The 12,567-nt window shown below is 45.4% G+C and carries 11 protein-coding genes; 5 read left to right on the top strand and 6 right to left on the bottom strand.

Translation table 11 applies throughout. The annotated features are described in order from the left end of the window. Positions 1 to 50: 50 nt before the first annotated feature. Positions 51 to 1,211: a MalY/PatB family protein gene (locus KNO96_RS01975; RefSeq protein ID WP_214702003.1), complete on the bottom strand. Its 1,161-nt coding sequence runs from the start codon at positions 1,209 to 1,211 to the stop codon at positions 51 to 53. A gap of 114 nt (positions 1,212 to 1,325) precedes the next feature. On the opposite strand from KNO96_RS01975, the gene KNO96_RS01970 reads away from it, so the two are divergent. After that, positions 1,326 to 1,988, top strand: a complete 663-nt coding sequence (locus KNO96_RS01970; protein WP_214702001.1) for a M48 family metallopeptidase — start codon at positions 1,326 to 1,328, stop codon at positions 1,986 to 1,988. An 11-nt stretch (positions 1,989 to 1,999) separates the two neighbouring features. Here the strand turns inward: KNO96_RS01970 and KNO96_RS01965 are convergent, their stop codons facing one another. The 4 genes from KNO96_RS01965 to KNO96_RS01950 form a co-directional block, all read right to left on the bottom strand. After that, on the bottom strand, positions 2,000 to 2,905 hold the full coding sequence (locus KNO96_RS01965) for a methyl-accepting chemotaxis protein (protein WP_214701999.1): 906 nt from the start codon (positions 2,903 to 2,905) through the stop codon (positions 2,000 to 2,002). A 157-nt stretch (positions 2,906 to 3,062) separates the two neighbouring features. Continuing rightward, positions 3,063 to 4,361, bottom strand: a complete 1,299-nt coding sequence (locus KNO96_RS01960; RefSeq protein ID WP_214701997.1) for a hypothetical protein — start codon at positions 4,359 to 4,361, stop codon at positions 3,063 to 3,065. Beyond that, the gene (locus KNO96_RS01955) at positions 4,358 to 5,656 is read right to left on the bottom strand and encodes a hypothetical protein (protein WP_214701995.1); all 1,299 of its coding nucleotides are present in this window, start codon (positions 5,654 to 5,656) and stop codon (positions 4,358 to 4,360) included. Before KNO96_RS01955 ends, KNO96_RS01960 begins: the two co-directional genes overlap by 4 nt. A 100-nt stretch (positions 5,657 to 5,756) precedes the next feature. Continuing rightward, positions 5,757 to 6,140, bottom strand: a complete 384-nt coding sequence (locus KNO96_RS01950) for a DUF302 domain-containing protein (protein WP_214701993.1) — start codon at positions 6,138 to 6,140, stop codon at positions 5,757 to 5,759. Between the two features lie 161 nt (positions 6,141 to 6,301). On the opposite strand from KNO96_RS01950, the gene KNO96_RS01945 reads away from it, so the two are divergent. From KNO96_RS01945 to KNO96_RS01930, 4 genes are all read left to right on the top strand, one after another. Then, entirely contained in the window at positions 6,302 to 6,697 is a 396-nt protein-coding gene (locus KNO96_RS01945) for a Spx/MgsR family RNA polymerase-binding regulatory protein (protein WP_214701992.1), read from the top strand. Between the two features lie 274 nt (positions 6,698 to 6,971). After that, the gene (locus KNO96_RS01940) at positions 6,972 to 8,072 is read left to right on the top strand and encodes an AI-2E family transporter (protein ID WP_214701991.1); all 1,101 of its coding nucleotides are present in this window, start codon (positions 6,972 to 6,974) and stop codon (positions 8,070 to 8,072) included. 271 nt (positions 8,073 to 8,343) lie between these two features. Beyond that, complete coding sequence (locus tag KNO96_RS01935) at positions 8,344 to 9,588, top strand: MDR family MFS transporter (protein WP_214701990.1); 1,245 nt, start codon at positions 8,344 to 8,346, stop codon at positions 9,586 to 9,588. A gap of 143 nt (positions 9,589 to 9,731) precedes the next feature. Beyond that, a complete protein-coding gene (locus KNO96_RS01930; RefSeq protein WP_026825946.1) occupies positions 9,732 to 11,225 on the top strand; it encodes a peptide MFS transporter in 1,494 nt (497 codons plus the stop codon). Between the two features lie 41 nt (positions 11,226 to 11,266). Here KNO96_RS01930 and KNO96_RS01925 read toward each other — a convergent pair whose 3' ends face one another. Further along, entirely contained in the window at positions 11,267 to 12,562 is a 1,296-nt protein-coding gene (locus KNO96_RS01925; RefSeq protein WP_026825945.1) for a glutamine synthetase family protein, read from the bottom strand. Positions 12,563 to 12,567 lie beyond the last annotated feature (5 nt).

Genomic DNA, 12,567 nt, shown 5'->3' with positions numbered 1-12,567 from the left:
TCTCATTGTGAATTTTTCCCGATTCTCGTTTTAGACAAACGCTTTTCGTTTCATTTGTACATGTGTACATGTAGCCGTGCAATCGCTTCATCTAAAAGTTCACGACGTGTACCAATATTCATACGCTCGAACATTTCTCCGTGAGGACCGAACGGACCGCCTGGTGACAAGAAAACGCGGACATCTCCGTGGAGCCAAGACTTTCGCTCTTCTACGGTCATCGGGAGCTCCGAAAAGTCGATCCAAAGTAAATAACTCGCCTCGGGACGTGTTGTGTGGAGCATTGGTAGATTCGTTTCAATCGAATCAATCACCTCATTCATTTGTTGCTCGAGCTCTTCCCGTAACTGATCGAGCCAGCGTTCCGCACGTCTATCAGTATACGCCGCGATAATAGCTGTGTTCGCAAACGGTGTAGGTAGGACATGATGTTTGTTTTGTACTTTGATGATCTGTTTACGCCAATCATCGACTGTACAGATGATATAGGATGCGAAGAGCCCGGCAATATTGAATGCTTTCGATGGTGCACTCACCGTGATGACACGTGGGTCGAGCGAGCCGATGGCAGTATGTTTGTGAGATGGAAATGTCAAATCAGCATGAATCTCATCCGCAACGACGATGACATCGTACTGATTCGCCAGTTCTACCACTTTCGTCAATTCTGCTTTTGTCCAAACACGTCCGACCGGATTATGCGGAGAACAAAGCAAGAATAGAGACGCTTGTTTCATCGCCTCCTCGAGTGCGAAAAAATCCATCTCGTAACGCCCGTTTTTCTCTGTCAAAGGCGCATCGAACACTTGACGTTTCGAACCGACGACTAGCTCATGGAACGGTGGATAGACAGGTGACTGGATGACGACCCCATCCCCCACTTCTGTCAACGCCTCGACGATGTGCGTCAACGCCGGAACGACCCCGCTTGAAAACATGATGTGTTTCGGGTCAACATTCAAATCGTGGCGACGATCATACCAAGAACGGACGGCTTCTTGTGCCTCTCTCGCGAATAAAGTGTAACCAAATTCTCCTTGTGCAGCTGTTGAAGCAAGCGCCTCTGAAATAGATGGTGCAGTACGGATATCGATATCCGCTACCCATAATGGCAAGACATCTTCCGACAGATGGAACCATCGCTCTAAGCCATCCCACTTCACTGAATTTGTGCCTTTACGTACGAGTTGTTGTTGTAAAATCGATTTCATGTTCATCCCTCCTTCTCTTACTGTATCAAAGTTGATTCGACTACGTAGTAAAAAAGCATGGCGGATTGTCATCGACTTCGTTATACTCAATCGAGAAATGAAAGGAGATCGCCTATGCACGTCAACATCATTCGAAACAAACGAAGGAAAAGAGCCGCATTTCACGTCACTCCGGACGGTATCGAGCTCCGCATCCCGGAACGTTTGCCGAAACATCTCGTCGACCACATATTAGAAGAGCATGATTCATGGATTCGTGATACATTGCAGAATCTCCCGAAACAAACGTCCGTTCTCGATGAAGGACTCATCCTCCACGGGAAGGTCTATCCGACTAGAAAAGATGATAAGAAGACAATCAGACATGACGGTACTTCATTTTTGGTGCCGAACGCTTGGGACGAAACTACGCTCTGGCAGAAGTATGAGACATGGTTACGCGAACGCGCCTTACACTATGTGAGTGAACGGGCACCATTATATGAAGAACGTCTAGATGTCCGAGCAACGAACGTTCGAATTGCCCATCAAAAGACACGTTGGGGATCTTGTAGCTCGAACGGGACCATCTCCATCAACGTCCGACTCATGTTGGCGCCGATAGAGATTATGGACTACGTCATCGCACATGAGTGGACACATCTCGTGCACTTCGACCACTCCGCTTCATTTTGGAAGACGTTGCGTACCGTTTATCCAGAAATGGATGGTGCGAAGGGTTGGTTGAAACAATACGGACATACGTTACAACTAAAAAAGCCGACCGACCCGTCCTAGGGTCAATCGGTTTACAGGTTGGAAGTGAACGTGTCGGCCGTATCATGTAACTCGGCAGCGGCCTGTTCGAACGACTGGAAGCGCTCCATCGTCTGTTCCATCGTTTTGGCACTCGATTGAATTTCTCGATTAGACGCAGTGACACCTTCTACAATTTTTTGAAGTTCAAGGTTCATCCCTTCCGTATTCGAATTGACATCTACGACGGCACGTTCGACCATACGGGAAAGATTCCGCACCTCCGTTGCCACGACATTGAACCCGAGACCATGCTCCCCGGCCCGTGCTGCCTCGATGGCGGCATTAAGGGATAATAGATTCGTTTGAGCCGCAATTTCTTTTATAGACAAAGCAATCTTGGCGATATCATCTGCTTGACGTCGTAAATTTTGCAGGGCGTTGAGATTGTCAGCAGCATCTTTCGCAAGCTTTTCAATCGTTTCATTCAATTCGCTCGTATCGTTCAACCCCGTCTTCGCCCGATCATCGAGCACATCGGTCATTGATTTGAAACGATACGCATACTCTTCAATCACCTGTTGACGTTTGGTGATATCTGATGCAATTTTTACGACACCAATGACCTCGTCCCCATCAAGGATCGGCATATATGTTGCCTCGAGCCAAATCGTCTCCCCTTTCGCATTCTCGCGCTCCACCTTATCCGAGAAACTGAATCCGTTCCATAATTTCTCCCAAAATGCAGGATACTCCGGGCTATTCACAAAAGATGAAGGACAGAAGAGATGATGCTGCATCCCGATCATCTCTTCTCGTTTGTATTTCATCGCTTTCGCGAACGTATCATTCACATCGACAACACGGCGTTGGCGATCGAATCGGATCATTGCCATGTTCGTCTCGATGGACCGAAGCACGTCGACTGAAGTCACATCTTTCTGGTTCAAAGTACTCATTCTCAATACCGACCTTTCTTTTCAATAGGATATTCGTACGAAATCGTGAATTAAAGTGTAACGTAACGAATGGCGTCCCATCTCACGCTTTTTGTACAGAAGGTCAATATCTTGAGTTTGAAGTATTTACCATTTATAAAGACGCCAAAAGGCGCCTTTATTTCTTTAAATCTGGAAAGTAAGAGAAGAAGGTTTCTACACCGGCACTTGTCAGTTTGAACGTCTGGTCTCGTGTTTCATCTGTCACATAGACATCCACTTTTTTAGACCGTTTCTTGAAGCTTAACTGAAACTCTTGTCCTTTCCATCCGTCGATGATGGTGAGAAGCGGATAGTCCCCCATTTCCCCAGCTCGATCCACTGGTTCTGCCTCCTCAAATGCGTTCATCAAATCAGACATGTCGATGCCTGCCGCACGCAATGTGTCCGGATAATCCAATGTAGCCGCCCCATCCAACGGTGTTTTATGGAGAAAGAAGAATGGGCCGCGCGGTACGGAAGGGTTAGCAATGATATTTGCATTGATATCTTCCTCAATGGATTTTTTCGTGGCAAACTCGCCTTTCGTGTACGTCAAGCTGACATCCTCTTTCACACGCTTTCCATTTTTCATGTATGAGAATGTGTAAAGAGGCGTCTTTACACCTGGATCGAGTGTGTCTGATTGAAGTACCCGCTCGACTTGTAATCCTTCGAACTGGATGGGTTCATGTCCAAATTCATCCTCATCCCAAACAACAAACGGTTGGAGTGATGTCGTTCCGTTTGTTGCCTCGAAATAAAAATAGGCTTGTTTCAATTTGTCATTATAGCCAAGCGCAATCTTCGCGGTTCCCATTTGAGCATTATACGGCTCAATGAATGAGAGTGGAAAGAGGCCTTGTTGTTCTCCGATTGTTAATCCGATTGTTCCATTTAATGGGGTGGTCACGTGAACCATGGTCTCTTCGAATAGGTTAATCGGCATTCCAAGATATTCTGAAGGATCACTCTGCTCTGCGACTTTTTCCTCCTCTTTCGTACCCACTTTGATCAAAGGGACGTGCGGAACCTCCACACCGGATGTCAAATCAAGAAAATCCGGGAGCTCATCAATCTTTCCTAACTTCATTCTTGTATAATCTCCATCATAGCAAATGGTATAGTTCTCTTTTCCTTTTAGGAAGGTCACTAATTTATAGTTGTTTGGATCGTAGTCAGATATCATCGCTTTTCGATTCAAAGCATATGAATTAAAGACCGTCACATCCCCTTCAATTTGTGTGATCGGCTCGCCTGTGCATGCACCGAGGATATGACTCGCCCACGTCTCCGACTTGGCATCCATACGACCCGAATACAAATCTCTCACAACCCATTGCTTTGGCATATAGTCTAGCTTCACGACATCCGTTTCTCGAGTACCACAACCTACTAATAAGCCAACCATACACAATATGAATACGATTCGTTTCATAACGACTCCCTCATCCGCGGAAAGATATCTAAGAACGCTTCCGCCCCTTCGCTTGATAGTTTAAACGTTTGATCACGAAGCGGATCTGTCAGATAAATATCGACTTTTTTGGAACGTTGTGTATAACTGATTTCGAATTCTTGACCTTTCAATCCATCGATTAACGTTAAGTATCGAAAGTCCAAAGACTCTCCTGAACGGTTGACCGATTCCGCTTCCTCTAGTATCTTCACGACTTCTTTGGATTCTTTTTTCGTTGCCTCGAGAAAGTCAGGATGACTTAGTGTTTTTCCGTCAAACGTTTCACGATGTGCAATGACTCTTAGTCCTTCTTCAAATGCAGGCATCCAATCCTCGAACATCGGGGTAGGCTCTTCATCTTCCTTCAGCAACGTACCGGGCACGAAACGTGCCGACATCGTTTCAGTCACTTGCTGTCCTTTTTTAATATACGTGAATTCATATAAGGGAATAGACTCTTTCTCATTGAGTTCATGAGATTCCGCGATGGACTGGATACTTAATTCAGAAAAGACAGTATTTTCTTTTGACTCGGGGTCCTTCAGCCCTACAAACTCAATAGGATGTGGCATAAAATAATGACCGTCATATGAGTAGAGAATGTATGGACGAAACGATTTTTTATCATATCCAATGGCAATCTGTTGATTCGGCATCTCGATTCCAATCGGTTCAAACTGGGCGATTGGATGTCTGATCACTTTACCATCAAGTTCAATTTCAAGATTGCCGTATAGTGCCGGGGTGACCTCTAGTAACGTATGCGGGAACAGGGTAATCTGTTTCCCATCAAAGTCTAGCACGTCTGCTTCCGCTAACTTGTCCTTTAAAGATGACGGCGTTTGATCAACGCTAGGTAATCGAGGAACTCTGATGCCTTCAGATGTCCCCACAAAGGATGGGAACGCGTCGACCGTTTCAGCCATCAATTGATTCGTATAGCTTTCTCGACAAACGACATAGCGCTCGTCCCCTTCTAAATATGTGACCACTTTCATCATATAAGGATTAAGGCTAGACACGAGTTCTTCTCTTCCTGCAATCACCGTTTGATATACGGTGACGTCCCCCTTAAGCTCGGTCGTTCGTTCTCCTTCACATGCCGCAAGCACTTCTTTCGTTTCGTGAATCGGAACGATTTCCCCTTCTTTTGAATAACTTTCGACATTCCATTGGTCTTCTATGTAATCTAATTGAATCACTTCTATGTCAGATGTTCCGCATGCGCTTAATAGTGATGCTCCTACAAGCATCGCAATACCTCGCTTGAACACAAAATCCCCTCCAGTCATCGTACTATCCAATTTTACCATTATCTAACTGTTCTATACGAAAAAAATTCCGCCCATGTTTCATGAGCGGAAGGTAGAATCATTACTTGCTTTGGTCGATCGCACGTTGCAATCTAGATTCGACGTCTGCTGCGACGGCTTGTAACGATTCGTCATCGATGAGTCGAATCAATGCTGTCGGTTTCGGCATGCCGATTCGTGTATGGTCGTCTTTTTCGAACACCGCAATCTTACATGGAAGGAAATAACCTCCCTCTAACCGTTCGGATAGAACTTCTTTTGCCGCTTTCGGATTGCATACCTCTAAGATGCGATACTTCCCATCAATCCCTTGGCCCTTTTTCTCTAACGTGTCGCTCAAATCAAAGTCCCATAATACACCAAATGACTCCTCTTTGAGGGCTTCTCCAAGACGGTCGATGACGTCCTCAACGGTACGGTCAGACTGTACAGTATAATCAAACATCTTCATTCCTCCTTAGCGTGTTGTTCATGAGAACTGTACCCGCACGAAGTCTTCTTCAATCAAAAAGAAACTGTATGTGATTTGAAACATAATCCTGAAACACAACGTATAAAAAGAGATAATAGTTAGAACCAAACTGATGTAAAGGAGAAGTGGTTGTCGTGACGGTCACGGTATTCACGCATACGAGCTGTAGTTCTTCTAGAAAAACGATCGATTGGTTGCGGGAACAAAACATCCCCTTCATCGAAAAGAAATTGACCGACCAAGGTTTGTCCTTTGGCGAATTTAAAGAGATGTTAAGCCTGACCGAGAATGGGACGACCGACTTGTTGTCGGTCCAAAAGAGTGTCTATAAACAAGCTGCAGAGAAGCTCGACGAGATGTCGATACGGGAACTATACAGTTTTGTCGCCTCGAATCCCCAAATCTTAAAAAGTCCGATCCTCTTCGATCATCATCGGATCCAGGTCGGCTTCAGTGAAAAGGAAATTCGAACGTTTATTCCTCGGAATGACCGCATCGCTGAACTGAAACGCTTGCTCCACAACGCATAAATCGTGTCGCCAAGGCGACACGATTATTTTTTAGGTACGTTTTAACTTGGCTGCCAATCGGATTCCGAATGACTGTATTGGATGAATAGAATCGAGTGGATGAAGTGGATGAAGTTGATGATGCTCGACATTTCACCGTAAACAAACCCGTTCTGTCTCGTCAGTATACTTCCTATGTTGTAAGATTTTCAAGGTTAACATCTATTGAATCCTTTTCAAAAAACATTCATAGTAAAAGAGTAGAAAAATTATATTTGTATGAGGGGATAGAGCATTGGAGCTTAATCGTCAACTTATTTGGAAACTGAGTGTAATCGGGCTGATTTTACTCGTCTTATGGCGTGTCATCAGTGAACCGGATACCATCTCACGTGTCTTACAGTACACGTTCCAGTTACTGACCCCAATCATCATGGGGATTGCCATCGCCTTGTTACTCAACACCGTTCTCTCCTATATTGAAGAACGGTTCCACTTGAAGCGGTATCAGGGACTACTTATCGTCTATATCACGTTCATCGGCATCTTGGCGATTTCGGTCGTCACGTTGTTCCCGCGGATTTACTCGAGTCTGTCATCACTCATCGATGAGTTACCGGTATATATTCGTCAAATCGACGTGTTTTTAGGTGAAGTGAACAATTACTTGAGAGATTATAACGCGACAATTGCTCAGGCGATTGATTTTGCCCGCTTCGAGGAACGTTATTCAGGATGGGTTGAATTGGCCGTCCTCTCGTCCGTCAGTTATGTATCAAGCTTCACGATGACACTGATTAACTTCTTAATCGGGATTGTGATCTCCATCTATCTCTTGAAGGACAAAGAAGTCTTTGCCCGCATGTTCAAGCGTCTTCTCTACGCGCTATTACCCGTTGGTACTGCGAAGACGACGATCGATATCTTTCAAGAGATGGATTACATCTTTAAACGATACATTATCGGCAAGTCGCTCGACTGTCTGATCATTGGAGTATTGGCAGTCATCGGGCTCTTGATCATCGGAGCCCCATATGCGCTACTCCTCGGGATCATCGTCGGCGTCTTAAACTTTATTCCCTACGTCGGACCGCTCCTCGGGATGATTCCTGCGTTCATCATCACCTATTTCTATGATCCGTTCACGGCACTGCTCGTGCTCCTGTTCATCTTCTTGTTGCAACAGTTTGATGGATTGTGGCTCGGACCGAAGATTCTCGGGGATAGTGTCGGCATTACCCCGTTTTGGGTCATCACGTCAATCATCATCGGAGGCAGTCTATTCGGACTGGTCGGAATGTTCGTGAGTGTCCCAATCACGGCCATGATTCAAGTCGTCTTGTCACGACTCATCGATTATCGACTGAATCGGAAAAATTTGAACGAGTTACTTTGATTCTCCCCATGAAATTGTTGACATATTAAACAAATGTGTCATACAGTTGAAAAGAAGATTAATAATTAAAAGAAAGGAGAGGTTCCTATGTCAGTAGTATCTTCGAAAGCATTCACTCAAGTTCATACTGATTGGCAGGCACCTCTTCGATTGATTCATATCTAAGATGCCTGCCTATCTAGGCATGCATAAACAACGTGGGACGTCGTATGCCTTTATGCATATGACGTCCCTTTTGTGTATCATAAATTAAATAAAGCAGGTGACCTGTATGTTTCAAACACTCAAGCGGCTCGACCGCAACATTTGGATTCGTTTCTTAGGGGAGACGATCACGGGAATCATGATGTTCATGATCGCCCCATTCTTAGTCCTTTATTATAGTGATCAGTTAGAAAGCTACCTTCAAGTCGGAATCATCATGGCGACGGGTCCCATCATGGCCCTCCTCGGTTCGATGATCGGGGGACGGCTTGCTGACCTATATGGTCGAAAACCAATCATGATGATCGCCATCATAGGGGACGCACTCGCTCTCGTCGGGTTCGCCTTCGCTGACTCGTTTTGGCCGCTCCTTTTATTGAATGCAATGCTCGGGTTGACGAACTCACTCTTCCACCCTGCGGCAAGCGCGATGGTCGCTGACGTCACAGAGCCTGAGCATATGAACGAAGCATTCGGACTCTTACGGATGGGGCATAATATCGGTGCTGCATTCGGACCGCTTCTCGGGAGCGCGGTGCTGTTCATCGACCGTGAGCTCATCTTCTTTACAGCAGCGTTCGTCTTTGCCTTATATGCGCTCACACTCGGATACTTTATCAGAGAATCATTGCCGGAATTTACAGAAGATGAAACCCCGAGTAACCGAGAAGTGTTGCGCGTATTTTACAACGATCGCGTTTTTCTTATTTTCATCTTTGCAGGTATATTCATATCGATGGGATTTTCAGTCGTCGAGAGCATGCTGCCACTCTTTTTAAAAGAATCGCTTCCGACGTATACCGCACAACAAAATCCGTTCCCTTATCTTTTAGCATTGAACGGAATCATGGTCGTACTCTTCCAGTTCCCGATCGCATCAAAACTTGGGAATAGACCGTTTGGTAAAGTCATGTTGGCCGGAGCGACCGTATTTGGTATCGGCATGATCTTATTGGCGATTGTGCCAAGAACTTTGTTTGCACTTGATACGCCATATGTTCCTCTCGTAGGTATTTTACTCGCCGTTTATGCCTTTTACACGTTAGGTGAGATGATCATGTCCCCTGTTCAACAAACGTTCATCGCCTTGATTGCTCCGGAGAATATGCGCGGCGCCTACAACGGCGCTGCCAGTGTTCAGTGGCTGATCGGTGGAGTCACGGCACCGATCATCGCAAGTGTCTTTTTTGATAATCGTGCCGGGCACATCGCTCTAATCTTGATTGGTGGTGCGAGTTGCTTATCAGGCATTATTTACTGGCAACTCGGACGCTACGTCCAATCAACCGAAGCAAAACAAAAGACTGCTTAATCACTCATTGACCACTCTCTATTTTTATGAGACGTGGTCTTTTATTTCTTTTCATATTTATTAAAATTTGAAATTATCTTTCAATTTCACTTTACAATCATAATAATCCTTTTTATGATAAAACGGTTAAGGAGGGATCTTTCATGGAAAGGATCGATAAACAGACAATTGTGGATAGTGTTCCACAAAAAGGTTTTTTAGGACAACCGAAAGGATTGTTCACATTGTTTTTCACAGAATTTTGGGAACGTTTCTCATACTATGGAATGCGTGCCATCCTCGTATTCTATATGTACTATGAGGTTTCTGAAGGAGGACTCGGGCTCGACCGTAACGTCGCGCTATCGATCATGTCCGTCTATGGTGCGCTCGTCTATATGTCAGGAGTCATCGGGGGATGGCTCGCAGACCGTATATTCGGGACGTCACGTGCAGTCTTTTACGGTGGTGTGTTCATCATGCTCGGACACATCGTCCTCTCAATTCCGGGAAGTGTCGTCTTCTTGTTCATTTCGATGGCGTTAATTGTCATCGGTACTGGTTTATTAAAACCAAACGTATCAAGCATTGTTGGAGATATGTATAGCGAGACGGACCGCCGCCGTGACGCTGGATTTAGTATCTTCTACATGGGAATTAACTTAGGGGCGTTTATTTCACCACTCATCGTCGGACAAGTACAAAAAGACTATGGTTTCCATTGGGGCTTCGCCCTTGCCGCGATTGGAATGTTCGTCGGTCTTGTCGTCTTCGTCCTGACCCGTAAGACAAATCTCGGTCTAGCCGGGTCATATGTTCCAAACCCGTTGACGCCTGAAGAGAAGAAGAAAACAATTCGAATCGTCAGTATCGCCACTATCGCAATCGCTATCCTACTTGCGATTTTGATTCCACTTGGTTGGTTCACGATCAATACCTTCATCTCGCTTGTCGGAGTATTCGGAATTGCGATTCCGACATTGTATTTCATTATGATGTATCGCAGTCCAAAAACAACAGAAGTCGAGCGGTCTCGGATTATTGCTTATATCCCGCTCTTTATCGCTTCCGTCATGTTCTGGGCAATTCAAGAGCAGGGGGCAACAATCCTCGCAAGTTATGCGGACACACGGACTGACCTTGAGTTCTTCGGTTTCACATTGTCACCGGCTTGGTTCCAATCATTGAACCCGCTCTTCATCATCTTACTCGCACCGATCTTCGCTTGGTTATGGGTACGTCTAGGAGATCGCGAGCCGAGCATCCCGACGAAGTTCGCATTTGGGATTTTGTTTGCGGGAATCAGTTTCTTGGTCATCTTACTTCCTGCTTATTTCAGCGGTCCAGATGCCCTCGTCAACCCGCTCTGGCTCGTCTTGAGTTACTTTATCGTCGTCTTGGGTGAACTCAGTTTATCACCGGTCGGTTTGTCAGCTACGACAAAACTCGCCCCAGCCGCATTTTCTGCTCAAACGATGTCACTCTGGTTCTTGTCAAATGCTGCTGCACAAGGAATTAACGCACAGCTCGTCAAATTTTACTCACCAGAGAATGAAATGCTATACTTCGGAATCATCGGTGGTGCTGCCATCGTCTTAAGTTTGATCCTATTCGCGCTCGCACCAAAAATCAAAGTGTACATGCGTGGTATTCATTAATCATGAAACAAGCCAGCCGCTGAAGAGCGGCTGGCTTGTTTTTATTTTCGTACTTGAATGAGTGACAAGTAACGATCGACCATATTGTGATTAAAGTAGTCATGAAAGTTGTCTTGCTTCAGGGATTGAATCGATTCATGGAACGTCGCCGGGAGTGATGCGATTCCTTGGCTCTCAATCTGTTTTGCTGAATATTCGAACAAGTCGTCTTCATTCGGAGAAGACGGAACAAGTTGCTGTTCGATTCCCTCGAGTCCAGCATAAATGAGCGCAGCAAGTGCCAAGTATGGGTTCGCACTCGGGTCAGGATTACGCACTTCGACACGTGTCGCACTTCCACGAGAAGCCGGGATACGAATCATCGAACTGCGGTTCGATGGACTCCAGCAAATATTGACTGGAGCCTCAAATCCAGGAACGAGACGCTCGTACGACTCAGGGAGCGGGTTTGTAAAGATGGCAGTGGCGCGGGCGTGCTTTAAAATTCCCTCGATAAAATGACGAGCTGTTTTTGAGAGGCCATAGTCCGCATCAACTTCGTCGAACGCATTGTTTGTCGGGTTACCGGATTCATCATTCTTCCATACCGAGATATTAAGATGCATTCCCGAACCGTTCACGTCACGTAACGGTTTTGGTAAGAACGAAACAGATGCCCCTTTTTCTTTCGCAGCAATCTTGACGATTTCTTTGAAGAACTGGATATTATCCGCAGTATGGAGTGCATCGTCATATTTGATGCCAATCTCATGTTGTGCCGGGGCGACTTCATGGTGGACCGCTTCAATATTAAATCCGACTTCACTCAACCGATTCGCAATATGTTGACGTACTTCATAGCCTTTGTCTTCTGAACGTGTCGAGAAGTAACCAGCTTCATCATAAAACTCGCCGTTTTCGTCAAAAATAAAGAATTCTGGCTCTGCACCGACGAATACCGAATAGCCGTCTTTGGCGGCACGTTCGAGCGCATCTTTCAATACGTTCCGGGGATCATATTCGTATCGTTCGCCTTCTGGTGTGCAAACATCGCAGAAGAATGCCAAAATATTCTCATCACCATCTTGTTCATACCGTGGACGATCTAAATCCGGTCTCAAGAATAAGTCAGAGTTTTTGATGGAAGAGAACCCATTGATGGAGGAGCCATCAAACATTGTTTTTCCTTCAAATACTTCTGGCAACAATTTTGCCGAAAGCGTCAAGAGTTTCAAATCACCGAGTACATCTGAAAAGTATAGATGGATTTGGGTAACATTTTTCTCTTGTACCGTTTTCTCAATGTCTTGTTGCTTCTTCTTTGCGTCATCCTTGTCTGTTCCGAATAGATTTGCCATGATTC

This window comes from Exiguobacterium sp. s89 (genome assembly GCF_018617735.1).
GTDB classification, from domain to species: domain Bacteria; phylum Bacillota; class Bacilli; order Exiguobacteriales; family Exiguobacteriaceae; genus Exiguobacterium; species Exiguobacterium marinum.
This window is presented reverse-complemented; position numbering and strand designations above follow the sequence as displayed.

Coding starts and splice junctions, on each gene's coding strand:
- KNO96_RS01975 (WP_214702003.1), bottom strand. CDS start 1,211: ATGAAATCGATTTTACAACAACAACTCGTACGTAAAGGCACAAATTCA.
- KNO96_RS01970 (WP_214702001.1), top strand. CDS start 1,326: ATGCACGTCAACATCATTCGAAACAAACGAAGGAAAAGAGCCGCATTT.
- KNO96_RS01965 (WP_214701999.1), bottom strand. CDS start 2,905: ATGAGTACTTTGAACCAGAAAGATGTGACTTCAGTCGACGTGCTTCGG.
- KNO96_RS01960 (WP_214701997.1), bottom strand. CDS start 4,361: ATGAAACGAATCGTATTCATATTGTGTATGGTTGGCTTATTAGTAGGT.
- KNO96_RS01950 (WP_214701993.1), bottom strand. CDS start 6,140: ATGTTTGATTATACTGTACAGTCTGACCGTACCGTTGAGGACGTCATC.
- KNO96_RS01935 (WP_214701990.1), top strand. CDS start 8,344: ATGTTTCAAACACTCAAGCGGCTCGACCGCAACATTTGGATTCGTTTC.
- KNO96_RS01930 (WP_026825946.1), top strand. CDS start 9,732: ATGGAAAGGATCGATAAACAGACAATTGTGGATAGTGTTCCACAAAAA.
- KNO96_RS01925 (WP_026825945.1), bottom strand. CDS start 12,562: ATGGCAAATCTATTCGGAACAGACAAGGATGACGCAAAGAAGAAGCAA.